The organism is Pseudomonas kulmbachensis, assembly GCF_963681935.1.
GTDB classification, from domain to species: domain Bacteria; phylum Pseudomonadota; class Gammaproteobacteria; order Pseudomonadales; family Pseudomonadaceae; genus Aquipseudomonas; species Aquipseudomonas kulmbachensis.
In genome coordinates, this window is the sequence record NZ_OY817088.1 from 2,056,981 (window position 1) to 2,081,534 (window position 24,554).

Consider the following 24,554-nt stretch of genomic DNA (forward strand, 5'->3'; position numbering starts at 1 on the left):
GCGGCTTCGGTCATGACTACAGAATACTGCGAAGTGCGTATAAATGCGCCGCTCATTACAGACGACATGGCCAGAGGTTTGATTCCCAGCATAGGGAAAATTCTCGCGTATGAGCCTTAAATTGGGGCGTATTTGATTTGTTCAAGGAGAGCAAAGGCCATTGCCCCAGTGATAAAATCGACCCATTCAAACAGACAGGGGAAACGCAGTGCGTAAAGTCATCGTGATGACAGCAATATTGGCCTTGACGGCTTGCGGTCAGGAGTCTAACGATAAAATCCAGCGGGCTAAAGCTGCTTCTGAAGCAACGATGGTTCAGGCCCCCGTTGGTCATTGGGCGTTAGAGATCACTGAGGGCCAGAGAGCGACCATTCCTGACACCACCGGAAGGCTTCTTGACAACGGTTTTACTCCTTATATTTTTGAGAGTGGCGGCGTTCAACACTTCTTGATTGGGCCGTTCACCACCGAGGCTCAAGCTGTGCAAGCGCAGGAAAAGATGAAGCTCAAGCGCAAACTCGACGGCATCGAAACCAACGTGATTGAGTTGCCCGCAGCGAACTAAGCCAGTGCAGCGCGTCTCGTAGCAGCCTAAGCGTAGCTGCAACAGGCGCTATTCGATGCGTTGCGCAGGAAATATTTGCTCACTCGGCATCTGTCGAAGAAGCACGACCGCAAGGGCATTGGCCATGGGCAATCACAAGATCGAAATTCGGCGCAGTAATGTCGAAAAAATCCTCCTAGGGGCCGAAAAGGTTTTTGCCGAAAAAGGCTTTGCCGGTACGGCGATGGCGGATATCGCCGCGCAAGTCGAACTGCCACGCTCCAACCTGCACTACTACTTCAGTACCAAAACCGAGTTGTATAGCGCTGTATTGCTGGGTTTGCTCGAGGTATGGAAGCAGGACGCGCTGTGTTTCGAAACCTATGATGATCCGCGTTTGGTGCTCAGCAGTTACATTCGCGCCAAGATGAACCATTCGCGCACACGGCCCCATGGTTCGAAAGTCTGGGCTAATGAGATGATCCACGGCGCCCCGACCCTGGGCCTGGCGCTGGATGCCAGCCTCTATGACTGGGCGAAGATGAAGGAGGCGAAAATCAGCCAATGGGTGCAAGACAAGCGCATCCTGCCGGTGGAACCGTCCAGCCTGTTGTATATGATCTGGGCCTCAACCCAGCATTACGCCGACTTCGACCATCAAGTGACGATTATCAACGATCATCAGCCCTTGTCCGATATCCAGTTTGAGCGGGCGCTGCAGACCGTCACCAGCGTGATCCTGCGCGGGATCGGGTTGGAGCCGTAAAATTTAGCGGGATGGAGGGGGTGTAGCAGCTGCCGAAGGAACGAGGCTGCGTTCGGCGGCAAAGCCGCCGTAAAACCTGAGTCTGCGGTCTGTCAGTTAATTCGCGGACTCAGGTTTTACGATCGCTTCGCAATCGAACGCAGCCTCGTTCCTTCGGCAGCTGCTACACCCCCCTGCATTCTACGAAGCCACCCGATACGGATTACGCGGGTCATGGTTCCAGTCCAGGAACGGCAGGCCATTGTTGTAAGGCACCATCTCGATACAAGCCTCGACCGGGCAGGTGATCTGGCACAGGTTGCAGCCCACGCATTCGTCGTCGATTACTTCGTAACGGTGTGTCCCGTCAGGCTGTTTCAAGCTGGCGATGGCCTGGTGCGCGGTGTCTTCGCAGGCAATATGGCAACGTCCGCAGCCAATGCAGGCGTCCTGATCGATTTTGGCGATGACCTGATAATTGATATCCAGGTATTTCCAGTCAGTGGTATTGCCTACAGCGCGTCCGCAGAAGTCATCGAGGCAGGTATAACCCTGGCTGTCCATCCAACGTGACAAACCGTCTTTCATCTCGTCGACAATCCGAAATCCGTGGAGCATTGCCGCCGTACACACCTGGATCGAGCCACAGCCCATGGCAATAAACTCTGCCGCATCACGCCAACTGCCAATGCCGCCTATCCCACTGATAGGCAAGCCTTTGGTCAGTGGGTCGCGGGCGATTTCAGCCACCATATTCAGCGCAATCGGCTTGACCGCCGAACCGCAATAACCGCCGTGGGTACTTTTGTTGCCCACCGTGGGCAACGCCACCATGTGTTCAAGGTCGACACTGGTGATCGAGTTGATGGTGTTGATCAACGACACCGCATCGGCACCGCCGCGATAAGCGGCCCGGGCGCTGAGGCGTACATCGGTGATATTGGGCGTCAGCTTGACGATCACCGGCAGCGAACAATAGGTCTTGCACCAGCGCGTCACCAGCTCGACGTACTCGGGCACCTGGCCCACCGCAGCGCCCATGCCGCGTTCGGGCATGCCGTGGGGGCAACCGAAATTAAGCTCGATGCCATCGGCGCCCGTGGCCTCCACCAGCGGCAGGATGGATTTCCATGCCTGCTCTTCGCAGGGCACCATCAGCGACACGATCAGTGCACGGTCCGGCCAGTCCTTCTTGACCTGGGTAATCTCGCGCAAGTTGATTTCAAGGGAACGGTCGGTAATCAACTCAATATTGTTGATGCCTATGACTTCGCGATTCGGCCCGTAGTGAGCCGAGTAGCGTGAAGATACGTTGACCGCGGCCGGGTCCTCACCCAGGGTTTTCCAGACCACGCCCCCCCAGCCTGCCTCATAGGCGCGCACTACGTTGTAGGCTTTGTCGGTCGGAGGTGCAGACGCGAGCCAGAAAGGATTGGGCGCTTTGATACCGGCGAATACAATCGAGAGATCGGCCATTTACGCGGCCTCCTGATCAAGCATGAGTTGGGCATGCATGGCTTGCGCGGCCAGCTTGCCGTGCTGCACGGCCTGTACGGTCAAGTCCTGCCCCAGTGACGTGCAATCGCCTCCGGCATAGATTCCCGGAATACTGGTGCGCAGTTGCTCGTCCACCTCGATCCGGTCACCCACGCGCTTGAGCGCTTGTGCCAACGGATCGCCCAGTGCCGCGTTATCAAAAGTCTGGCCGATGGCCTTGAACACCGCGTCAGCCGCCAGTTCGAAGGTTTCACCGGTGGTGACCAGGCGCCCATCCTCAAGCCGGGTACGGGCGAAGCGCATGCCACGCACATGGCCCTTTTTATCCAGTAACACTTCCTGCGGTTGTGCCCAGGTCATGAGTCGCACCTGATTGGCCTTGGCAATGTCCTGTTCGTGCCCGGTGGCGCCCATGTCTTCAAGACCGCGGCGATACACCAGGTTCACCTCGCGTGCACCTAAGCGGGCCATCTGTACCGCCATGTCGATTGCCGTGTTGCCAGCGCCCAGCACAATGCAGCGTTCGGCCAGGGGCAATTGCGTCAGGTCGTCGCTTTGGCGCAGTTCGCGGATGTAGTCGGTGGCGGCCAGCACCCCTGGCGCATCTTCGTGAGGCAGCCCCAGTTGGCGACTGGCTGCCAGCCCAAGGCCCAGAAACACCGAGTCAAACTCCAGGTGCAGGTCGCTCAGTTTCAGGTTGTCACCCAGACGCTGCCCGTGGCGCACTTCAATGCCACCGACCTGCAATACAAAATCCACTTCGCGCTGGGCGAAATCATCCACCAGCTTGTACTTGGCAATCCCGTACTCATTGAGCCCGCCGGATTTTTCCCGGGCCTCGAAAATCACCACTTCATGTCCGAGCAGCGCCAGGCGATGAGCGCAGGCCAAGCCGGCAGGTCCGGCACCGACCACGGCGATGCGCTTGCCGGTGGGGGCTGCACGTTTGAACGGATGTTCGCTGAACTGCGCATGGTCGACCGCATAACGCTGTAACAAACCGATCAGCACCGGGGCGCATTCCTCGGTGTTATTGCGCACGCAGGCTTGCTGGCACAGCACTTCGGTGGGACAGACCCGGGCACAACTGCCGCCGAGGATATTGGCCGAAAGGATTTTTTGCGCTGCCCCCTGGACGTTTTCCTGCTGGATATTGCGAATAAACGACGGGATATCTATGTCACTGGGGCACGCATTGACGCAGGGCGCGTCATAGCAATACAGGCAGCGCGAGCTTTCCAATGCGGCTTGGCGCGCGCTGAGTGGCGGCGCCAGGTCGGTAAAGTGGCTCGCCAGCACCTGCGCGTTGTCGTGCGGGTGCGGTAAATGGTTCAGGGACTTGATCACGGTGATTGCCTCACGGTTGTGGGGATCGTCCTGCCTCTGTCGGGCAGTACTGTGCGACTCAGCGCTTAACAGCCACCGGCTGCTGATGCGCGGCGCGTTTTTTCAGCAGGTCGAACACGGCGGGGTAGGCCGGGCGTTCGATATAGCGGCCTGCACCGCGTTCCGCGCGCAGGTCGCCATCGGCCCACACCAGGCGGCCCTGGCTGATGGTATGGCTGGGAACGCCGCGCACGGTCTTGCCTTCAAAAATATTGAAATCGACTTTTTGATGGTGGGTTGTGGCGGAAATGGTGCGCGTACCCAGCGGGTCCCACAGCACCAGATCAGCATCGGCGCCAACCCGGATCGTGCCTTTGCGCGGGTACAGGTTGAAAATTTTCGCGGTGTTGGTGGAGGTCAGCGCGACGAATTCCTGCATCGACAGACGCCCGGTATTGACCCCTTCATCCCACAGCAGCGCCATGCGGTCTTCGATGCCCGCGGTGCCGTTGGGGATCTTGCTGAAGTCGTCGCGCCCGGCGGCCTTTTGTTCGGCACAGAAGCAGCAATGGTCGGTGGCGGTGGTGTGCAGGTTGCCTGATTGCAGGCCATGCCACAGCGCCTCCTGGTGTCCGCGAGGACGGAAGGGCGGGCTCATCACGTAGCCAGCGGCGGTCTGCCAGTCTGGGTGCTGATACACGCTGTCATCGAGTAGCAGATGCCCGGCCAGTACTTCGCCATACACGGGTTGGCCCTGACTACGGGCGTAGGTGATTTCATCCAGCGCTTCACGGGTCGAGACATGCACCAGATACAACGGCGTGCCGATGGTCTGGGCGATTCTGATCGCCCGGCTGGCGGCTTCTCCTTCAACTTGGGACGGACGTGACAGCGGGTGGGCTTCCGGGCCGGTCATGCCTTGAGCCATGAGCTTACGTTGCAGGTGGTACACCAGCTCGCCGTTCTCGGCATGCACGGTGGGCACCGCGCCCAGTTCCAGGCAACGCTCAAAACTGGCGACCAGGGTGTCGTCTGCGGCCATGATCGCGTTTTTGTAAGCCATAAAATGCTTGAAGCTGTTGATGCCGTGCTGGCTGACCAGTTCGGCCATTTCTTCACTTACCTGCTCGCTCCACCAGGTGATCGCGACATGAAAGCCATAATCCGACGCAGACTTCTCGGCCCAGCCGCGCCACTGATGAAAAGCCTCCAGCAAGGACTGCTGAGGATTAGGGATTACAAAGTCGATAATGGAAGTAGTACCGCCAGCCAGACCGGCTGCAGTGCCACTGAAAAAGTCTTCGCTGGCCACGGTGCCCATAAAGGGAAGTTGCATATGAGTGTGCGGGTCGATACCGCCAGGTATTAGATATTGGCCGCTGCCATCAAGCACTTCGCAGCCTGCTGGAACATCAAGATGGGTCCCGATTGCACGGATGAGACCGTCGGCACAATAAACGTCTGCACAGTAACTTTCATCATGGGTTACAAGCGTAGCGCCACGGATTAACAGTGACATACCGAGATCCTCGCAGGCTGACCGGCTAATACCGGTTCTAAATGTTGTTATTCAAGTTTAGTGAGCAGTTTGCATTCCTGCCACTGGTGACAGGAATAAAATCTAATAGGTTGTCTGGGAATGATCAAACTTTATTTTTGATCTATGTGTTTGATACTAACTTACTGATTAATAAGTAATTTATATTAAAGTCACCAAAATGATGCACGCCATCACCATTTTGACGCACTTGACAGGAATCAAATATGAGCGAAGTTTCTTATGTTAAATCAGGTGCTTGAGTAGACGGCGAAAGGGTGATGAATCGATAAATTAAATAAGCGTGCACCGTGTTGTTTCGTTTAGCTATATCAAAAAAGCGCTTACCCAACTGCAAATGAACTTAACGGGAATGAGAGTCATTTGAGTAATAAGTTAAAACAGTTAAAAACCAGCGAGTTATACATAATAAAAGCCAGTGTGCGGGGATGAGGCAAGTAACACGGCACAGTTCTTGATTGTGGCTGCCAACACCTGACGGGCCGACGCAGACAAGTGAGTGTCCAGACCAAGAGAGTCACCTTGCGCGAAGGCGCAGGGCCTGACAGCACAACCAGGAACGCCACAACAAGAGAGTGATCGAATATGCAACCGAGCAGATCCCAAGTCACCGAACGTAACGGTTTATACGAGTTGGACCCAGGGCCTGAAGTCCTCGATAGTTCCCGGTACAACCACGATATCGCCCCCACCAAAGTGCATGAGCGCACCTGGAATAAATGGCATATCACTGCCTTGTGGATTGGCATGTCCATTTGCGTGCCTACCTACACCTTGGGCGGAGTGTTGACGGCTTACTTCGGGCTTTCGGTCGGCGAGGCGCTGCTGGCGATTCTGATGGCCAATATCGTGGTGTTGATCCCGCTGACACTGAACGCTTTTGCTGGCACCAAATACGGCATTCCCTTTCCGGTATTGCTGCGCTCTTCCTTCGGCATCATCGGTTCTAACGTTCCGTGCCTGATCCGTGCCCTAGTGGCCTGCGGCTGGTTTGGTATTCAAACGTTATTCGGCGGCCTGGCCATTCACTTGTTTCTGGGCTCGGTGTTCGAGGGCTGGAAAAGCCTTGGTGGCACCGGTGAAGTCATCGGTTTCATGATGTTCTGGGCACTAAACCTGTGGGTGGTGTTGCGCGGTGCCGAATCGATCAAATGGCTCGAAACCTTGTCTGCGCCACTGCTGGTGCTGGTCGGCCTCGGTTTGCTGGTGTGGGCATTGCCCAACGTGTCGATGACCGAGCTGCTGGCCCAGCCGCCCAAGCGCCCTGAAGGCGCCAGCGTGTATGGCTACTTCTTTGCCGGCCTGACCGCCATGGTTGGTTTTTGGGCCACTTTGTCACTGAATATTCCGGACTTCAGCCGCTACGCAAAAAGTCAGAAAGACCAGATTCTGGGGCAGATTTTCGGCTTGCCGCTGACCATGTTCCTGTTCGCCGCATTGGGCGTGGTGATGACGGCTGCGTCGGAAAAACTGGTAGGCGTTACGGTGTCTGATCCGGTGAGCCTGATCGGCCATATTCAAAGTCCGGGCTGGGTGGCACTGGCCATGGCGCTGATCATCATCGCCACCCTGTCGACCAATACCGCAGCCAATATCGTGTCGCCCACCAATGACTTCCAGAACATTGCCCCGAAGTTGATCAACCGAACCACCGCAGTGATGTTGACGGGGCTGGTGGGGTTGGTGTTGATGGCCCACGAACTGCTCAAAAAACTCGGTTTGCTGGTCTCGGATGTGAGCCTGGAAACCGTGTACTCGAACTGGCTGCTGGGTTACTCCAGCCTGTTGGGGCCGATTGCCGGAATCATGGTGGTCGACTATTTCATCATCCGTAAGCAACAGCTCGACCTCGCGGGGCTGTACCACGACGGCGTTTACCCGGCATGGAACTGGAACGGATTTATCGCTTTTGGGATTCCCGTGGTGCTGACCTTGCTGTCGTTGGGCAGCAGCGCCTTCAGCTGGTTCTATGACTTCGGCTGGTTTACCGGGTCGTTGCTTGGTGCCGGGATTTATTACGGTTTGTGTCGCTTTAACAGTCAGCAAGCACAGACCGTCAAAGGCACGGTTTAAAGCCGATCTCTACTACAACTGCCTGAGGAAAACTCCATGAACGCCGTACAAGACCTTCAGCAGCAACGTACCCAAGCCATCAACGGTGAGCGCCTATGGGCCTCGCTGATGGAGATGGCCCAACTTGGCGCCACGGTAAAAGGCGGCGTGTGCCGCCTGGCTTTGACTGACCTCGACCGTCAGGCCCGTGACGTATTCGTACGCTGGTGCGAAGAGGCGGGCTGTACTGTCAGTGTGGATGCCGTGGGCAATATTTTTGCCCGCCGTCCCGGACGCAATCCCGACTTGCCGCCAGTGATGACCGGCAGCCATATCGACACCCAGCCCACCGGCGGCAAGTTTGACGGCTGCTTTGGCGTACTCGCCGGGGTTGAAGTGCTGCGCACCCTTAACGACCTCAATATCGAGACCGAAGCACCGCTGGAAGTGGTGGTCTGGACCAACGAAGAAGGCTCGCGCTTTGCGCCGTGCATGATGGGTTCCGGGGTGTTCGCCGAAAAATTCACCCTTGAAGAAACTCTGGCCAAAATCGATGCCCAGGGCGTGAGTGTCGGTGAAGCTCTGACTGCCATTGGCTATGCGGGCAGCCGTAAAGTCAGCGGCCATCCGGTGGGGGCCTATTTCGAAGCCCATATCGAACAGGGCCCGATCCTTGAGGACGAACGCAAAACCATTGGTGTGGTGCTGGGCGCTTTGGGGCAGAAATGGTTCGACCTCAACCTGCGAGGTGTCGAAGCTCACGCCGGGCCGACGCCCATGCACCTGCGCAAGGACGCCCTGGTCGGTGCCGCGGCGGTGGTTGCTGCGGTCAATCAAGCTGCTCTCGGCCATCAACCCCATGCCTGTGGCACCGTGGGTTGCCTGCAGGCCTACCCCGGTTCGCGCAATGTGATCCCCGGCGAAGTGCGCATGACCCTGGACTTCCGGCATCTGCTGCCTGAGCGTCTGGACTCGATGATTGCAGAGGTTCGCGGGGTGATTGAGGCCACCTGCAAGCAACATGGCCTGAGCTTCGAACTCACCCCCACGGCGGACTTTCCACCGTTGTATTTCAACCCTGACTGCGTCAACGCCGTGCGTGAGGCAGCCAACGAGTTGGGCCTGTCCAACATGGACATTGTCAGCGGCGCCGGGCACGACGCTATTTTTCTTGCCGAACTGGGGCCAGCCGGGATGATTTTTGTGCCATGTGAAGGCGGCATCAGCCACAACGAAATCGAGAATGCCGACCCCAAGGACCTGGCGGCGGGGTGTGCGGTATTGCTTAAAGCCATGCTGGCGGCGTCGAAAGCCGTGGTACAGGCAGGCTGATCGATAATCGACTTGTGGGAGCGGGCCGGCCCGCGATGGCATCGCTGCGATTTGCCTGACAGACCGCGTCGCTTGCATCGCGAGCAGGCTCGCTCCCACTGATACGGGATATACCTCAACCCTTCCAACCACCCCCCAACGCCGTCAGCAATCCCACACTGGCCTGCAACTGCCGGGTGCGCAGAGCTTGTACCTGGCGCTGGGCTTGCAGCGCTGCGGTCTGCGCGGTCACCACATCCAGATAGCTCACGGCCCCGGCTTCATAGCTGTTGGTGGCGATCGCTTGGGTGTGTTCGGCGGCATTGGCGGCCGCTTGTTCGTCGAGGCTTTCCTGTTGTAGATCGCGCAACTGGGCGAGGTTATCCTCGACTTCACGCACCGCATGCAGCACCTGGCTGCGATAGTGAGCCGAGGCTTCTTCAAATTCGGCCTTGGCCTGGCGCTCCTGGCCATCGAGCCTGCCACCATCAAAAATCGGCAGGCTGATCAGCGGCCCCAGTGCCCAAAACCGATTACCTGCGGCCAGTAAATTACCGCTGCCCTGGGTTTGTCCGCCGAGCAGGCCGGTCAGGCTGAAGTCCGGATACCAGGCCGCTTTTGCCACGCCAATTGCGGCGTTGGCGGCAAATACTCGGCGCTCGGCGGCTGCAATGTCGGGTCGGCGTTGCAACAAGGTACTGGGCAAGGTTTGCGGCTGATCGGGCAGGCTTAATCGGTGCTCACTGGCAGCTAGCTGGAAATTGCTGGCAGGCTCGCCCACCAGTTCGCCAATGGCATGTTCAGTCAGGTTGCGCTGGGCGCGCACGTCGTCCAGTTGCGCCTCGGCTTCGGCCAGTTGGCTTTGCGCACGGGTCAAGTCGAGTTCAGAGGCAATTTGCCCCTGATAGCGCGAACGGGTCAGTTGCAGGGCCTGGCTGTAGTCATCCAGCGATTTGGACAGAATTTGCTGTTGCGCATCCAGCCCGTCGAGTTGCACATACAGGCTGGCAAGCTGGTGTTGCAGGCTCAAGCGCGCCACAGCCAGATCATCCGCCGAGGCTTGGGCCTGGGCATCGCCAGCTGCGACCTGATTACGGATTTTGCCCCACAGGTCGAGGTCGAAATTCAACGCGAATCCGGCCGTATTGCTGTTGTACACCGATGGTTGAGTCGTGCCGCGTAAAGGCCGGTTGTCCGATTGACGCTGGCGCAAAGGTTGTCCGCTAGCCGTTATTTGCGGGAACAACCCCGCGTGCAACTGGCTGGCATAAGCCTGCGCCGCATCGAAGTGGCTCAGTGCCGCCGCCAGATCTGGATTGGCCTTGAGCAATTGCTGTTGCAGGGTGTTCAGGCGTTCATCCTGATACACCCGCCACCACTGGGGCGACAGCTGATCGGCAGGTTGCGCGCTGTGCCACGGTCCGTCGCTGCTTTGCTCACGGTAATGCGTGGGCAAATCCAGGACAGGGGTTTTATAGGTGGGCGCCAGGGAACAGCCCTGCAACGCCAGGGCCAATAACAGGGCTCCACGTTTAAGCCTTGGCTGCATGGGAGGCTCCTGCGTCGGCCAGTTTCACCGGGTCGCCTTCACGCAAGGCGTCGGGCGGGTTGTCGATTACCGTGTCGGCAGCCTTTAGGCCCTGGTCGATCACCAACCGCTCGCCCAGATCCAGGCCGATATGGATGTTCTGCAAATGCACATGGTGCGCACTGTCGAGTACGGCGACCTGGGTGCCCTGGGCGCGGAAGATCAACGCACTGGCCGGAATACTGACGCCGTGGGTGTCCGCCGGGATTGCCAAGGTGGCTTCGGCGTAGTCCCCGGGCATCAGGGCGTCGCCGGGGTTTTGCGCTACAAACTGCGCCATCAGGGTGCCCGAACGCTGGTCAATCGAGGTCGAGTTGCCAATCAGGCTGGCGCTGAACGTTTGCCCCGGATGCTCCGGCACGCTGAGTTGCACCTGCATGCCAGGGCGGATCACGCTGGCGTAGTTCTGCGGCACCGGCACGTAAAGGCGTAGTTGGTGGGTGTCGGCGATGTCAAACAGCTCGGTATCGGTGTCGGTGTCGGCCTTGATCAACTGGCCAATATCGGTGTGGCGCGCGGTGATGGTTCCGGCGAATGGCGCGCGAATGGTTTTGTAGGCTTCCAAGGTAGAGAGGCGTGCGTAATCAGCTTCGCCAGCCTGGGCATTGGCCTTGGCTGCGGCGGCATTGGATTGCTTCTCGTCGGCTTCCTGACGCGATACGGAATGGCTGGCCAGCAGGTTTTGCCAACGCGTGGCGGTCGTGGCCGCGAGCCTGGCATTGGCTTGTTCCTGCACCATATGGGCGCGGGTCTGCGCCAGTTGTTGATCGAGATCAGGGCTGTCGATGACGGCCAGTATCTGCCCGGCTTCAACTTTGCTGCCAATATCGGTTTGCCAGCTTTTCAGGTAGCCACTGACACGGGCATGAATTGGCGCTTTGCTCCAGGCTTCCAGGTGCGCGGGCAGGCGCAGGGTGTCGCCGTGGGCGTTTTGCAGCGGTTGGAACACGCTGACAATCGGCAGGGCGGCCGCTTCGGTCCATTGGCTCACCGCATGTTCGTGGCGGCTGCGTGCTGCCAGGCCATTGGCTACCAACAAGGCGGCCAGCGTCAGGCCGCCGATGCCCAAGTACATCAAGCGCTTGCGCGAGGGTTTTTGATCAGACGACATGGGAAGTTTCTCCAGCAACAGCGCGATTTTTTTCACGGCCGTGCACCAGGCTGAACACCACGGGCACGAACAGCAGGGTGGCAACGGTGGCCAGCATCAGACCGCCAATGACGGCGCGTCCGAGCGGGGCGTTCTGTTCTTCTGACAGGGCCAGTGGCAACATGCCGATCATCATCGCCAGAGCGGTCATGCACACCGGTCTGAAGCGCGTGTAGCCTGCTTCGAGCGAGGCCTTGAGGGCATCGCCATGTTCGGCCAGCCGCTCTCGGCAAAAGCTCACCACCAGAATCGAGTTGGCCGTGGCCACGCCCATGCACAGGATGGCCCCGGTCAATGCAGGCACCGACAGCGAAGTACCGCTGAGAAACAGCATCCACACGATCCCGGCCAAGGCTGCGGGCAGGGCGGTGATGATCACAAACGGATCGACCCAGGACTGGAAGTTGACCACGATCAGCAGGTAGATCAGCACTACCGCGCCCAGCAAGCCGAAGCTCAAGCCGCTGAAGGCTTCATGCAGGGCGTCGATCTGGCCATGCAGGCTGATAGTTGCGCCTTTTGGGCGCAGGTCGGCCGCGCCATCAATGACCTTTTGCACATCCGCCGCCACTGAGCCCAAATCACGGCCTTGAATGTTGGCGTACAGATCCAGCGTCGGCTGGATGTTGTAGTGCGTGACCACGGCGGGGCTTTCAACCCGGCTGATGGTCGCCAGCCCGCCAAGGATTTGTGACTGGCCGTTGCTGCCCGTTATCGGCAAGGCTTCAAGGGCCGGCAGGCTGTCCAGACGGTATTGCGGGGTTGCCGCAACCACCCCGTAAGACACGCCGTTTTGCGGGTTGAGCCAGAAGGTCGGAGCCACCTGAGAGCTGCCGGCCAGAGACGCCACCATGCTGTTGGTGACATCGCGTTCGGTAATCCCCAGGCCATTGGCGCGCAGGCGGTCCACGTTGACTTGCAGCGACGGGTAGCCCACCGACTGCTGAATGCGCAGATCGGCAATCCCGGGCACGTGCTGCAAGCGCCGTTGCAGTTCCAGGGCATAGGCGCGGTTGGCCGCGTCGTCACGCCCGGAGATTTTCACGTCCAGTGGTGCTGGAGCACCGAAGTTGAGGATCTGGGTGCTGATATCTGCGGGCATAAAGGCAAACTGGCTGCCGGGGAAACTTTCGGGCAGGGCTTCGCGCAAGCGTTTAACGAAGTCGGCAGTGGGGCTGTGATCTGCCTTGAGCGTGATTTGAATATCGCCGTCTTGTGGGCCGATAGTGCCGCTGCTGCTGTAGGCCATATCGATACCGCTCAATGGAATGCCGATGTTGTCGATCACCGTGTCCAGTTGTTCGGCGGGGATGATTTCGCGGATCCGTGATTCGATGCGGTCGAAGTCGGCGGCGCTTTCTTCGATACGGGTGCCCAGTGGCAAGCGCACATGCAGGGCCAGCGCTCCGGCATCGGTAGCCGGGAAAAAGTCCTGGCCCAGGCTTGGCAGCAATGCGAACGAGGCCAGCACACAAGCCATAAAACCCAGCAAAAAGCGTTTTCGATTGGCCAGCGCCAGTTCCAGAACACCGTAATAGGCATCCCGCACGGCTGAAAAGCGGCGTTCGAACCCCAGTTGGAAATTCAGCAGCGCACGCACCGGCGCCGAGTGCTGTTTGCTGTGCTGATCGCCCTCGTGATGGTTGATGTAGCCGTCTTCCGGATGATGCCCGGCACCTTGCTCCGGCACATGTGGCTTGAGCAGAAACATAGCCAGGGTTGGCACCAGGGTGCGCGACAGAATAAACGAGCTACCCATGGCGAAAATCACCGACAGTGCCATGGGGCGAAACAGGTAACCGGCAATTCCCTGCAACATGAACATCGGCACAAACACGATGCAGATACACAGCAGCGACACGAATGCCGGGCCGACAATCTGTTTGGCGCCATCGAGAATCGCATCGCGCACTGACTTGCCTTGCTCAAGGTGCCAGTTGATGTTTTCGATGGTCACCGTCGCATCGTCCACCAGAATCCCCACCGCCAACGCCAGTCCCCCCAGGGTCATGACATTCAGGGTTTGCCCGCTGAGGGCCAGCAGGGCAATGGCCGAGAGCACGGCCAGCGGGATCGATACGGCGATGATCAGCGTGGAGCGCCAACTGCCGAGAAACAGCAGGATCATGGCGCTGGTCAGCAAGGCGGCAATGATCCCTTCCTGCGCCACGCTGCCCACCGATTGTTTGACGAACACCGAGGCGTCGCCCAGCAGCGAGGTCTTAAGGGATGGCGGCAAGGTTTCATTGATGCGCGGCAGCATCCCGCGGATCCCGTCGATGATGGACAGGGTCGAGATATTGCCGTTCTTTAACGCGGGCATCAGCACGGCGCGATGGCCGTCCACGCGCACAATATTGGTTTGCGGCGGTGAGCCGTCACGCACGTGGGCCACCTGACCGATGGTGATCAGCGCGCCATTCACGGTCTTGATCGGCAGGTCGTTCAGCTCATCGATGGCCTTGGGGCTGTTGTTGAGCAGCACCGTGTATTCATAGGTGCCGAGCTTGGCGGTGCCCACCGGGATGATCTGGTTCTGCGCCGCCAATGCATTGCCTACGTCCTGTGCCGACAGGCCTTTGGCTGCCAGTGCTTGTGGATCAAGATCAAGGGTGATCTGGCGCTGCTTGCCACCCATTGGGGTGGGCATGGCCAGGCCGGGCAGGGAACTGAGTGGCAGGCGGATATTGTTTTGCACCAGGTCGCGGATTTTTGCTTCCGAGAGCGTAGGGCTGGAGAACGCCAGTTGCAGGATCGGCACCGTTGAGGCGCTGTAGTTAAGAATCAGCGGCGGGGTGATACCCGGCGGCATCTGCTTGAGCACGGTTTGTGACACGGCGGTCACTTGTGCGTTGGCGGTACGGATATCGACGCCTGGCTGAAAGAAAATTTTCACGATGCCCATACCGGGCAATGACTGCGACTCGATATGTTCGATGTCGTTGACTGTGGTGCTCAGTGATCGCTCATAGGTATAAATCACCCGTCCTGCCATGTCGGCAGGCGCCAGCCCGGTGTATTGCCACACCACGGCGACCACCGGAATGCCAATGTCAGGGAACACATCAGTGGGAGTGCGCACGGCCGCGAGGGGCCCGATGATGCAGATGAAAATCGCCAGCACGATAAACGTGTAGGGCTTGTGCAGTGCGGTCTTTACCAGCCCGAGCATGCCTGAACCTCCGAGGAGTGGAATTGCAAACCTCGGCAGTCTCCCCGTCCAAACCTAACGATCAGCTTTCAGTAACGTGAAGGTTCCTTTAGGAACTGCCTGAAAATCCCTTCATTTTCATTCATTTGGCCGCAGACTCGATGAGCGCCAAGCTTGAGGTCTATTCGACGGGGCAGGTTTTATCCCTGTCGTACTTTTTGCTTTTTTCTACGAGGCGTACGTGTGATGACTCTTAAACCGCTGCTGCTGATTCCGACCCTGAGCCTGGTGTTGTTGCTGTCGGCCTGTGCCGGGCCTATGCCCAAGCAAGACCCGAGCGAAGCCTGGATCGGCCTTAAAGAAGAGGGCAACAGTGACCTGATGGCCGAGCGCGTAGACGGCAAGAACATCAATGATGGTCGCTACTTTGAAGTCACCCCCGGCGCCCACCGCCTGGACGTGACCTTGTTTGAAGGCGCCACGGGGGATGAAAACCAGGTGGATTGTCAGGGCAAGGTCAATTACACCGGATTCAAGGCTGGTGAGCATTACGAGTTGATCGAGTCGAGCCTGGGGCCTGAAGTCAGCGCGAGCCTGGTCGATGGCCATGGCAAGGAAGTAGCGCATACGGCGGACTTCAACTGTATGCCGGGGTAAGGCCTGTGCCTGCTACTAGGATGAGTGCATCAGGTAAATGATTTTACGATCTTGCCCAATGTTTCCATGGCCTTTTCGCAGGCGGGGTCCCACGGGCTGCCGTAGTTCAGGCGGATGCAGTTCCTGAAGCGCTGGGTGGCCGAAAATATTGGCCCCGGCGCGATGCTGATGCCTTGGGCCAGAGCCATCTGGAACAGCTTGAGCGAGTCCATCTGCTCGGGCAGTTCCAACCACAGGAAATACCCGCCCGAGGGCTGGCTGACGCGGGTTTGGGCCGGGAAGTAGCGGGCAATCGCCGCCAGCATCGCGCTCTGTTGTTCTTCCAGGGCATAACGCAATTTACGCAGGTGGCGATCGTAGCCGCCATGCTGCAAGTAATCGGCAATGGCAGCCTGGGCAGGCATCGAGGCGCACAGTGAGGTCATCAGTTTCAGACGTTCAATTTTCTGCGCGTAACGCCCTGCAGCCACCCAGCCAATGCGATAGCCCGGAGCCAGGCTCTTGGCGAACGAGCCGCAATGCATCACCAGGCCTTCGGTATCAAAGGCCTTGGCCGGTTTCGGTGCGTGCTGGCCGTAATACAACTCGGCGTACACATCGTCCTCAATCAGCGGCACCTGATGGCCGCGCAACAATTCGACCAGCGCCTGTTTCTTGGCCTCGGGCATGGTCGCGCCGATCGGGTTCTGAAAGCTGGTCATGCACCACACGGCCTTGATCGGATGGCGCTCGAGGGTTTGCTCCAGCACCCCGAGGTCGATGCCGTCACGGGGGTGTACCGGAATTTCCACGGCCTTGAGCTTGAGCCGCTCCAGCACTTGCAGGCAGGCGTAAAACGCCGGGGCTTCAATGGCCACCAGATCACCGGGTTCGGTGACGGCTTGCAGGCACAGGTTCAGGGCCTCCAGCGCGCCATTGGTGATCAGCAGTTCTTCCATGGGCAGCATCAGCCCGCCGACCATATAACGCAGGGCGATTTGCCGACGCAGTTGCGGGTTGCCGGGTGACATGTCGGTGACCACCATGCGCGGGTCCATCTCGCGGCTGGCGGTGGCCATCGAACGGGCAAGCCGTTGCAGCGGAAACAGCATCGGGCTGGGAAAAGCCGAGCCGAACGGCACGGTGTGCGGGTCTTTGATCGAGTCCAGTACCGAGAACACCAGAGCGCTGACATCCACCTGGGTGGACTCGGTGACGTGGCTGCTGAACACCGGCTCGCAAAACGGGCTCGGCGTATTGGCGTTGACGAAGTAGCCCGAACGCGGCTTGGCCCGAATCAGGCCGCGTCGCTCCAGCAGGTAATAGGCTTGAAACACTGTAGAGGGGCTGACGCCATAGGTCTGACTGGCATAGCGCACCGAAGGCACGCGCTGACCGGGGCCGAGCACCCCGGTGCGGATCAGTTCGGCAATATCGTCGGCGAATTTTTCGTAGCGTTTCATTGGGTAAGGCTCGGTCCGAAGGGGCTTGCGGCACTGCTTGCTGTGATTGTGGGAGCGGGCTTGCTCGCGATACAGGCGCTGCGGTGTTTCTGATAAGCCGCAGTGATCCTATCGCGAGCAAGCCCGCTCCCACCCAGTAAATGTGCAGTCTAACGATTCAAGGGGGCAACAAAACGGCTTTTCGCCACACTGCGTACATTTGGCTCATCGGTGTCGGTAACCACAAACTCGATGGTTTGTGAGCTGCTTTTCGGCCTGTCGGCCAGCAGGGCGACAGATACCGGCACATCGACAATTTCGCCGGGGGCCAGGGTCAGCTCGGTTTTACCCTGCAACTGGAAGTCCTCGCTGTCTTGCAACGATACCCGATAGTGCTGCGGCTCCTGGGTCTTGTTGATGATTTTAAGGCTATAGATGTTTTCGATCTGGCCCTGGCTGTTTTCGCGGAACAGACCGCGGTCCTTGATCACATCCAGTGACACCATAGTGCGCTGGTTCAGGGCCACCACCAGCGCTCCGATCATGACTACCAGCACCACGGCGTAGCCAATCAGGCGTGGGCGCAGCAGGTGAGTCTTGCCGCCCTGCAACTCGTGTTCCGAGGTGTAGCGCACCAGGCCTGGCGCATAACCCATTTTTTCCATCACCGAGTCGCAGGCATCGATGCAGGCAGCGCAACCGATACATTCCATCTGCAAGCCATCGCGGATATCGATCCCGGTCGGACACACCTGCACGCACATATAGCAGTCGATGCAATCGCCCAGTTCTGCCTGTTTGGGTTCCACCCCGCGTTTGCGCGGGCCCCGGTTTTCGCCACGGGCCACGTCATAGGAAATAGCCAGGGTGTCTTTATCGAACATCACGCTCTGGAATCGTGCATACGGGCACATATGCATGCACACCGCTTCACGTAGCCAGCCGGCGCTGATGTAGGTGGCGCCGGTGAAAAACATGACCCAGAACAGGCTGATACCGGCTATTTCGAGGGTCAGCAGCTCAGTGGCCAACGGCCTGACCGGCGTGAAGTAACCCACGAAGGTCAGCGCAGTCAGCACGCTGATGGCGATCCATAGCGTGTGCTTGGCGCTGCGACGCAGGATTTTGTTTAGGCGCCAGGGGGCGGCTTGCAGTTTTATGCGTTGGTTTCTGTCACCTTCGGTGATCTTTTCGCACCACATAAACAGCCAGGTCCAGGAGCTTTGCGGGCAGGTGTAGCCACACCACACCCGTCCTGCAAACACCGTGATCGCAAACAGGCCAAAGGCGGCAATGATCAGCAATGCCGACAACAGGATGAAGTCCTGCGGCCAGAACGTCGCACCAAAGATATGAAACTTGCTTTCAGACAAATCCCACAGGACCGCCTGACGGCCATCCCACGTCAGCCAGACCGTGCCGAAGAACAGTAAAAACAACAGGCCTGTACCCACTATTCGCAAGGTGCGGAACAGGCCAGTGAAGCTGCGGGTATGGATCACGTTGTCGCTGGACTTGTTTTTGATTTTTGCGGCTCTTGGTCGAGAAGCCTCAAATGATTCAAGTATCTGGACGGGAATTTGTTCGCTCATGGTCTTTCGCTCATCAGCCTCCATCAGGCATGCGCACTATGCCCAGCGAACTGTTTGCATAACAGACTCAGTTATTTGAATTAAAACCGGATCAGATGGTTTCCAAGAGCTGCCTGCGACAATAGGCTGCACCCCTGGCAACGCCACGGCTTTATTGGGCTTTTACGCCTGTAACCCAGGTGTGTCGGATTGAGGCTGATTAAGGTCAAGTAAATTAGCGAATCACTGAAGTGAACCTTCACAAGGGCAATCTGTGCATGTGTTTTGCATTGATACCTGCAGCGGCCACCATCAACCCTTTTCAGCCTGTACCTGCGGGTGTGCGCGTGACCTCAAAGCAACACATTGCACTGTTATTGTGCGAAAACAGTGCAGTGTGCAGGGTTCTGCCCCAAGCTTTTTTTGTCGGTCATTGGGGAGTCATCAAACGATACAGATTGTCTGACAACAGCTAGTCTTTGCTCTGTCTGTGGGTTGCAGGACACGGCTCAAGTCGATGGCTAAAACGCGTGCTGGGTCATGCGTAACCTTTACCGGATGGAGAGCAGCATGGATTCGAGCAAGCAAACGGGTAAAGGGAAGGACTCATCGTTACCCGACATCTCGGATATCGAGGCGCTGACCCGGGCAGAGCATCCCGATCCGTTTTCGGTATTGGGACCTCATGGGGATGGCGAGGACGGGCAGTATATCCGGGCTTTTTTACCGGGTGCGGTCAGTGTCAACGTGGTCGCCCGTGATGGCGGTGAAGTCCTTGGCCGCCTTGATGATTCGCAGGTGCCCGGCCTTTATGTGGGGCATTTTCCCCAGGCGCGGGGGTATCTGCTGCAGGTTGACTGGGGCAATGCTGTGCAGACCAGCGAAGATCCCTACAGTTTTGGCCCGTTGCTGGGTGAAATGGATCTGTACCTGTTTGCCGAAGGTAATCATCGCGACCTGAGCAGCTGCTTTGGCGCGCAATTGATCGAGGTCGATGGCGTGCCCGGTGTGCGCTTTGCGGTATGGGCGCCGAATGCGCGGCGGGTATCGGTAGTCGGTGATTTCAATGGCTGGGACGGGCGCCGCCATCCGATGCGCTTGCGCCATCCGAGCGGGGTATGGGAACTGTTTGTGCCACGCTTGCAGGCAGGTGAAGCGTACAAGTATGAGATTCTTGGCGCCCATGGGATATTGCCGCTCAAGGCCGACCCTGTGGCGCTGGCCACGCAGTTGCCACCTGATACCGCGTCAAAAGTGGCTTCGCCCCTGAGCATCGACTGGCAGGACGGCGACTGGATGCAAGCGCGTGCGCAGCTTCAGCGCCATGATGCGCCGCTGTCCATCTACGAGCTGCATGTGGGCTCCTGGCAGTGTGAGGTTGATGATGTTGGCGAAATAGCACGCCAGTACACCTGGCCTGAGCTGGCAGAACGCTTGATTCCGTATGTGCAGCAACTGGGCTTCACGCATATCGAGCTGATGCCGATCATGGAGCACCCGTTTGGTGGTTCCTGGGGCTATCAACCCTTGTCGCAATTTGCCCCAACGGCGCGTTTTGGCTCGCCCGATGATTTTGCCGCGTTCGTCAATGCCTGCCATGTTGCCGGTATCGGCGTGATTCTGGATTGGGTGCCAGCGCATTTCCCCAACGATACCCACGGGCTGGCGCAATTTGATGGTACGGCGTTGTATGAATATGCGAACCCGCTTGAAGGGTTTCATCAGGACTGGAACACGCTGATTTACAATCTGGGGCGCACCGAAGTGCATGGCTTTATGCTGGCCTCGGCCCTGCACTGGCTCAAACACTTCCATATCGACGGGCTGCGGGTCGATGCGGTGGCATCCATGTTGTACCGCGACTACTCGCGTAAATCCGGCGAATGGGTGCCCAATCGTTATGGGGGGCGGGAAAACCTCGAGGCCATCGAGTTTCTGCGCCATCTCAATGACGTGGTTGCCCATGAAGTCCCCGGCGCGCTGGTGATTGCCGAAGAATCCACGGCCTGGCCGGGTGTCAGTCAAGGTACCGATCAGGGCGGCCTGGGTTTTTCGTATAAATGGAACATGGGCTGGATGCACGATTCGCTGCACTACATCCAGCAAGACCCGGTATACCGTGCGCACCATCACAACGAGCTGAGCTTTGGCCTGGTGTACGCCTGGACCGAGCGTTTTATCCTGCCGATTTCCCATGATGAAGTGGTGCACGGCAAGCACTCGCTGATCGACAAGATGCCCGGCGATCGTTGGCAAAAATTCGCCAACTTGCGCGCTTACCTGAGCTTTATGTGGGCGCATCCGGGCAAGAAACTGCTGTTTATGGGCTGTGAGTTCGGCCAATGGCGCGAGTGGAACCACGATCAGCAACTGGACTGGTATCTGCTGCAATACCCCGAGCACCGGGGCGTGCAGAAACTGGTTGGCGATTTGAACCGTTTGTATCGCGAGCAACCTGCGCTGCATGAGCAGGATGACGTGGCACAAGGGTTCCAGTGGTTGATTGGTGATGACGCGGCCAACAGTGTTTACGCCTGGTTACGCTGGAGCAAGGACGGTTCGCCATTACTGGTGGTGGCCAACTTTACCCCGGTGCCGCGTGCGGGTTATCGCATCGGGGTGCCGCTGGCCGGCACCTGGCAGGAGGTGATCAACAGTGATTCGGCCGTCTATGCCGGTTCCGATTATGGCAATGGCGGCGGGGTGGTGACCGAGGAGCTGCCCAGTCACGGGCAGGGTTCGTCTCTGGCCTTGAACCTGCCGCCGTTGGGGGTGTTGATATTGCGGCCGGTGGCGGGGTAAAGGTCGCCTCAATATTACAAATGCACCTCAACCGCCAGCGGCAAATGATCGGATAAATGCGTCCAGGGCTTGTTGCCGAGGATTTCGGGATTGTGGCTGCTGGCGTTGCGCAAGTAGATGCGGTCCAGACGCAGCAGCGGCCAGCGCGCCGGGTAGGTTTTGGCCAACTGCCCGTGATGCCTCTCAAACACTTCATGCAGATCGTCGCGTTGGCGCAGGGCGGCATTGCCTTGCTGTTTCCAGTCGTTGAAGTCGCCTGCAATGATCACCGGCTCATTGGGCGGCAGGGATTTGAGCAACTGGTTAAGCAGTACGATTTGTAGCTGTCGGTGGCTTTCCAAAAGGCTCAAATGCACGCAAATGGCATGCACATTGTCGTGGCCGGGAACGTCCAGCTCGCAATGCAGCAGGCCGCGCCGCTCGGGGCCGGTGATGGAAATATCCAGATTGCGCGAGGCCTTGATCGGGTACTTGGACAGCAAGGCATTACCGTGATGGCCATTGGTATACACGGCGTTACGGCCGTAGGCGAAGTCGCTCCACATGCTGTCGGCGAGGAATTCGTATTGCGAGGTTTCTGGCCAGTCCTCGTAGCGGGATGCGTGTTTCTCGTGTTCGCCAAGCACTTCCTGCAGAAACACCAGATCAGCACCGGTGCTGCGCACGGCCTCGCGCAGTTCGGGGAGGATGAAGCGTCGATTGAATACAGTGAATCCCTTGTGCGTATTGACCGTCAGCACCTTGATTTGATGGACAGCAGGTGCTGTTGCCGTGGTAGCAGATGAAAGCGTGTTGCCGACAACATCATCAGTGGGCATGGTCACTCCTCTGTCAGGGGCAGTTTCAAAGCGGCAAGTTCAGGGTTTGCAGCTTGCCGCTTTTTATGGGGGCGTACTTGATGCTTATCAATATAGTCACGACACCTCAGGTCGTTGCAGTTCAAACAACACCAGTGAGCGCCCGGTGACGCTGTAGGCCTTGTTGAACGGCAGGTGCTGTGGCCCTTTGATTGACGGGTCGGTGGTGTCGAGCTTGCATGACCAACTGATGCCCTGGGGGACTTTGGGCAGGTTGAAGTTGATTGTGTCGTGGCTGGCGTTGACCACGATCAGCAAGGTGGCGTCGGCTCCGGCCCGTTGTACCCCGGAGACCTGCGCTCGACCATCCAGCAGCATGCCCAGGCAGCGGGCTTGGCTGTCTTGCCACTGCTCGGTGGTCATCTCCTCGCCATCCGCTGCCAGCCAGGTCACGTCACTGACTCCAGGCGTCTCGCTGGAGTGGCCAATCAGAAACAGGCCGCGACGCAAGATGGGGTACTGCATGCGCAGCTTGATCAGGCGTTTGACAAACGCCAGCAGGGATTTGCCGGGCTTGTCCAGTTCCCAGTTGACCCAGCCGATTTCGCTGTCCTGGCAGTAGGCATTATTGTTGCCGTGCTGGGTGCGTGCGAATTCGTCGCCCGCCACCAGCATCGGCGTGCCCTGAGCCAGGAGCAGGGTGGCCATGAAGTTGCGCATCTGGCGCTGGCGCAACGCATTGATCTCGGGATCGTCAGTGGGCCCTTCGATCCCGTGGTTCCACGAAATATTGTTATTGCTGCCGTCCTGGTTGTTTTCGTCGTTGGCTTCGTTGTGCTTGTCGTTGTATGACACCAGGTCGTGCAAGGTGAAACCGTCATGGGCGGTAACAAAGTTGACCGAAGCATAGGGTCTGCGGCCACGGTGGTTGAACAGGTCGGCCGAGCCGGTCATGCGCCCGGCAAAGTCGGCCAGTTGGCCTTCGTCACCCTTCCAGAAAGCGCGTACGGTATCGCGAAAACGGTCGTTCCATTCCGCCCAGCCGGGCGGGAAACCGCCGACCTGATAGCCCCCGGGGCCGCAGTCCCAGGGTTCGGCGATCATCTTCACCCGACGCAACAGTGGGTCCTGACGGCAAGCCACCAAAAAGCTGTGACGCTGGCTAAAGCCGTCGTGGTAGCGCCCCAGAATGGTCGCCAGGTCAAAGCGGAAGCCATCGACGTGCATTTCGCGCGCCCAGTAGCGCAGTGAATCGGTGACCATCTGCAGGACGCACGGGTGGCTCAGGTCGAGCGTGTTACCGGTGCCGGAATCATTGATGTAAAAGCGCTTGTCTTCAGGCATCAGCCGATAGTACGAGGCGTTATCGATGCCGCGCATGGACAGGGTAGGGCCCAGCTCGTTGCCTTCGGCCGTGTGGTTGTAGACCACATCCAGAATCACCTCCAGCCCGGCCTTGTGCAGGCGCGCGACCATTTCCTTGAACTCGGCTATCTTGCCGCTGGCCAGGTAGCGCGGGTCCGGGGCGAAAAAACCGATGCTGTTGTAGCCCCAGTAGTTGGTCATGCCTTTTTGCAGCAGATGCTGGTCGTTGACGAATGCGTGCACCGGCAGCAACTCGATACTGGTCACGCCGAGGCTGGTCATGTGTTCGACCACCTCATCGACCATCAGGCCAGCAAAGGTGCCGCGCACCTCATCCGGTACGGCGGGGTGGCGCATACTGATGCCGCGCACATGGGTTTCATAAAAAATCGTACGGTCCCACGGCACGGCCAGCCGATGATCCTGCCCCCAGGTGTGCGCCGGGTCTATCACCTTGCACTTGGGCACAAATGGCGCGCTGTCGCGCTCATCAAAGCTCAGGTCGGCATCCGGATGGCCGACGGTGTAGCCAAACAGGGCTTCGGACCATTTAAGTTCCCCAACCAACTGTTTGGCATAGGGGTCGATCAGCAATTTATGGTGGTTAAAACGATGACCGTTGGCAGGGTCGTAGGGGCCATACACGCGGTAGCCGTAAATCTGTCCGGGGTGTGCGTTTGGCAGATAGCCGTGAAAGATCTCGTCGGTGTACTCGGGTAATTCGATCCGTTCCAGTTCAACCTCACCGGCTGCGTCGAACAGGCACAATACGACTTTGCTGGCATTGGCGGAAAACAGGGCGAAGTTGACGCCTAATCCGTCCCACGTAGCGCCCAAGGGGAAGGGTCGGCCTTCGCGGATGCGCAAAGGGTCGCCAGTAAAAGGTGCTGACGTACGTTTACTCATGACCTGCTCCTGCACAACCGCAATTGAAGACGTAAATGGCCTGTGGGAGCGAGCTTGCTCGCGATTGCAACAACCCGGTCAACCTGCTCAACCAAGGTGTTTGAATCGCGAGC

At 58.4% G+C, this 24,554-nt stretch carries 16 protein-coding genes; 6 read left to right on the plus strand and 10 right to left on the minus strand.

Annotation, left to right across the window (positions count from 1 at the left end):
• Positions 1 to 208 precede the first annotated feature (208 nt).
• Both U5A05_RS09410 and U5A05_RS09415 read left to right on the plus strand, forming a co-directional pair.
• Entirely contained in the window at positions 209 to 565 is a 357-nt protein-coding gene (locus U5A05_RS09410) for a hypothetical protein (protein WP_321836189.1), read from the plus strand.
• Positions 566 to 689: 124 nt separating this feature from the next.
• The gene (locus U5A05_RS09415) at positions 690 to 1,310 is read left to right on the plus strand and encodes a TetR/AcrR family transcriptional regulator (protein WP_261741839.1); all 621 of its coding nucleotides are present in this window, start codon (positions 690 to 692) and stop codon (positions 1,308 to 1,310) included.
• Between the two features lie 180 nt (positions 1,311 to 1,490).
• On the opposite strand, the gene preA is transcribed toward U5A05_RS09415, so the two are convergent.
• From preA to hydA, 3 genes are read right to left on the minus strand one after another with little or no spacing between them, the layout of a single operon-like run.
• A complete protein-coding gene (preA, locus tag U5A05_RS09420; RefSeq protein WP_321836191.1) occupies positions 1,491 to 2,765 on the minus strand; it encodes an NAD-dependent dihydropyrimidine dehydrogenase subunit PreA in 1,275 nt (424 codons plus the stop codon).
• The gene (locus tag U5A05_RS09425) at positions 2,766 to 4,133 is read right to left on the minus strand and encodes an NAD(P)-dependent oxidoreductase (RefSeq protein ID WP_321836192.1); all 1,368 of its coding nucleotides are present in this window, start codon (positions 4,131 to 4,133) and stop codon (positions 2,766 to 2,768) included.
• Between the two features lie 58 nt (positions 4,134 to 4,191).
• Positions 4,192 to 5,631 (minus strand): dihydropyrimidinase, encoded by a 1,440-nt coding sequence (gene hydA / locus U5A05_RS09430; protein WP_261741842.1) that lies wholly within the window; start codon positions 5,629 to 5,631, stop codon positions 4,192 to 4,194.
• A gap of 624 nt (positions 5,632 to 6,255) precedes the next feature.
• On the opposite strand from hydA, the gene U5A05_RS09435 reads away from it, so the two are divergent.
• Both U5A05_RS09435 and U5A05_RS09440 read left to right on the plus strand, forming a co-directional pair.
• Entirely contained in the window at positions 6,256 to 7,743 is a 1,488-nt protein-coding gene (locus tag U5A05_RS09435) for an NCS1 family nucleobase:cation symporter-1 (RefSeq protein ID WP_321836193.1), read from the plus strand.
• Between the two features lie 36 nt (positions 7,744 to 7,779).
• Positions 7,780 to 9,054, plus strand: a complete 1,275-nt coding sequence (locus U5A05_RS09440) for a Zn-dependent hydrolase (protein ID WP_321836194.1) — start codon at positions 7,780 to 7,782, stop codon at positions 9,052 to 9,054.
• 115 nt (positions 9,055 to 9,169) lie between these two features.
• On the opposite strand, the gene U5A05_RS09445 is transcribed toward U5A05_RS09440, so the two are convergent.
• Genes U5A05_RS09445 through U5A05_RS09455 form a run of 3 tightly spaced genes read right to left on the minus strand, consistent with a single transcriptional unit; the run spans position 9,170 to position 14,943 of the window.
• Positions 9,170 to 10,582: an efflux transporter outer membrane subunit gene (locus U5A05_RS09445; RefSeq protein ID WP_261741845.1), complete on the minus strand. Its 1,413-nt coding sequence runs from the start codon at positions 10,580 to 10,582 to the stop codon at positions 9,170 to 9,172.
• Complete coding sequence (locus U5A05_RS09450) at positions 10,566 to 11,732, minus strand: efflux RND transporter periplasmic adaptor subunit (protein ID WP_261741846.1); 1,167 nt, start codon at positions 11,730 to 11,732, stop codon at positions 10,566 to 10,568. Before U5A05_RS09450 ends, U5A05_RS09445 begins: the two co-directional genes overlap by 17 nt.
• Positions 11,722 to 14,943 carry an efflux RND transporter permease subunit gene (locus U5A05_RS09455; RefSeq protein ID WP_321836195.1) on the minus strand — a complete coding sequence of 1,074 codons (3,222 nt, stop codon included), beginning with the start codon at positions 14,941 to 14,943 and terminating at the stop codon, positions 11,722 to 11,724. The genes U5A05_RS09450 and U5A05_RS09455 overlap by 11 nt, the downstream gene beginning before the upstream one ends.
• A gap of 225 nt (positions 14,944 to 15,168) precedes the next feature.
• Here U5A05_RS09455 and U5A05_RS09460 point away from each other — a divergent pair, with 225 nt between their 5' ends.
• On the plus strand, positions 15,169 to 15,579 hold the full coding sequence (locus U5A05_RS09460; protein WP_261741848.1) for a PA0061/PA0062 family lipoprotein: 411 nt from the start codon (positions 15,169 to 15,171) through the stop codon (positions 15,577 to 15,579).
• A 29-nt stretch (positions 15,580 to 15,608) separates the two neighbouring features.
• On the opposite strand, the gene mapR is transcribed toward U5A05_RS09460, so the two are convergent.
• Positions 15,609 to 17,021 (minus strand): GntR family transcriptional regulator MpaR, encoded by a 1,413-nt coding sequence (gene mapR, locus U5A05_RS09465; protein ID WP_261741849.1) that lies wholly within the window; start codon positions 17,019 to 17,021, stop codon positions 15,609 to 15,611.
• A gap of 149 nt (positions 17,022 to 17,170) precedes the next feature.
• Positions 17,171 to 18,592 (minus strand): cytochrome c oxidase accessory protein CcoG, encoded by a 1,422-nt coding sequence (gene ccoG / locus U5A05_RS09470; protein ID WP_261741850.1) that lies wholly within the window; start codon positions 18,590 to 18,592, stop codon positions 17,171 to 17,173.
• A gap of 549 nt (positions 18,593 to 19,141) precedes the next feature.
• Here ccoG and glgB point away from each other — a divergent pair.
• Positions 19,142 to 21,373 (plus strand): 1,4-alpha-glucan branching protein GlgB, encoded by a 2,232-nt coding sequence (gene glgB, locus U5A05_RS09475; RefSeq protein ID WP_321836196.1) that lies wholly within the window; start codon positions 19,142 to 19,144, stop codon positions 21,371 to 21,373.
• Between the two features lie 14 nt (positions 21,374 to 21,387).
• On the opposite strand, the gene U5A05_RS09480 is transcribed toward glgB, so the two are convergent.
• Positions 21,388 to 22,191 (minus strand): endonuclease/exonuclease/phosphatase family protein, encoded by an 804-nt coding sequence (locus U5A05_RS09480; RefSeq protein ID WP_261741852.1) that lies wholly within the window; start codon positions 22,189 to 22,191, stop codon positions 21,388 to 21,390.
• Between the two features lie 96 nt (positions 22,192 to 22,287).
• Positions 22,288 to 24,441 (minus strand): glycogen debranching protein GlgX, encoded by a 2,154-nt coding sequence (glgX, locus tag U5A05_RS09485; RefSeq protein WP_261741853.1) that lies wholly within the window; start codon positions 24,439 to 24,441, stop codon positions 22,288 to 22,290.
• Positions 24,442 to 24,554: the final 113 nt, after the last annotated feature.

Excerpts from the sequence above, each read along its gene's own strand:
- U5A05_RS09480 (WP_261741852.1), bottom strand. The coding sequence starts at position 22,191 with ATGCCCACTGATGATGTTGTCGGCAACACGCTTTCATCTGCTACCACG.
- U5A05_RS09460 (WP_261741848.1), top strand. The coding sequence starts at position 15,169 with ATGACTCTTAAACCGCTGCTGCTGATTCCGACCCTGAGCCTGGTGTTG.
- U5A05_RS09435 (WP_321836193.1), top strand. The coding sequence starts at position 6,256 with ATGCAACCGAGCAGATCCCAAGTCACCGAACGTAACGGTTTATACGAG.
- U5A05_RS09450 (WP_261741846.1), bottom strand. The coding sequence starts at position 11,732 with ATGTCGTCTGATCAAAAACCCTCGCGCAAGCGCTTGATGTACTTGGGC.
- U5A05_RS09415 (WP_261741839.1), top strand. The coding sequence starts at position 690 with ATGGGCAATCACAAGATCGAAATTCGGCGCAGTAATGTCGAAAAAATC.
- ccoG (WP_261741850.1), bottom strand. The coding sequence starts at position 18,592 with ATGAGCGAACAAATTCCCGTCCAGATACTTGAATCATTTGAGGCTTCT.
- preA (WP_321836191.1), bottom strand. The coding sequence starts at position 2,765 with ATGGCCGATCTCTCGATTGTATTCGCCGGTATCAAAGCGCCCAATCCT.
- glgX (WP_261741853.1), bottom strand. The coding sequence starts at position 24,441 with ATGAGTAAACGTACGTCAGCACCTTTTACTGGCGACCCTTTGCGCATC.
- glgB (WP_321836196.1), top strand. The coding sequence starts at position 19,142 with ATGGATTCGAGCAAGCAAACGGGTAAAGGGAAGGACTCATCGTTACCC.
- U5A05_RS09440 (WP_321836194.1), top strand. The coding sequence starts at position 7,780 with ATGAACGCCGTACAAGACCTTCAGCAGCAACGTACCCAAGCCATCAAC.
- U5A05_RS09455 (WP_321836195.1), bottom strand. The coding sequence starts at position 14,943 with ATGCTCGGGCTGGTAAAGACCGCACTGCACAAGCCCTACACGTTTATC.
- hydA (WP_261741842.1), bottom strand. The coding sequence starts at position 5,631 with ATGTCACTGTTAATCCGTGGCGCTACGCTTGTAACCCATGATGAAAGT.
- mapR (WP_261741849.1), bottom strand. The coding sequence starts at position 17,021 with ATGAAACGCTACGAAAAATTCGCCGACGATATTGCCGAACTGATCCGC.
- U5A05_RS09445 (WP_261741845.1), bottom strand. The coding sequence starts at position 10,582 with ATGCAGCCAAGGCTTAAACGTGGAGCCCTGTTATTGGCCCTGGCGTTG.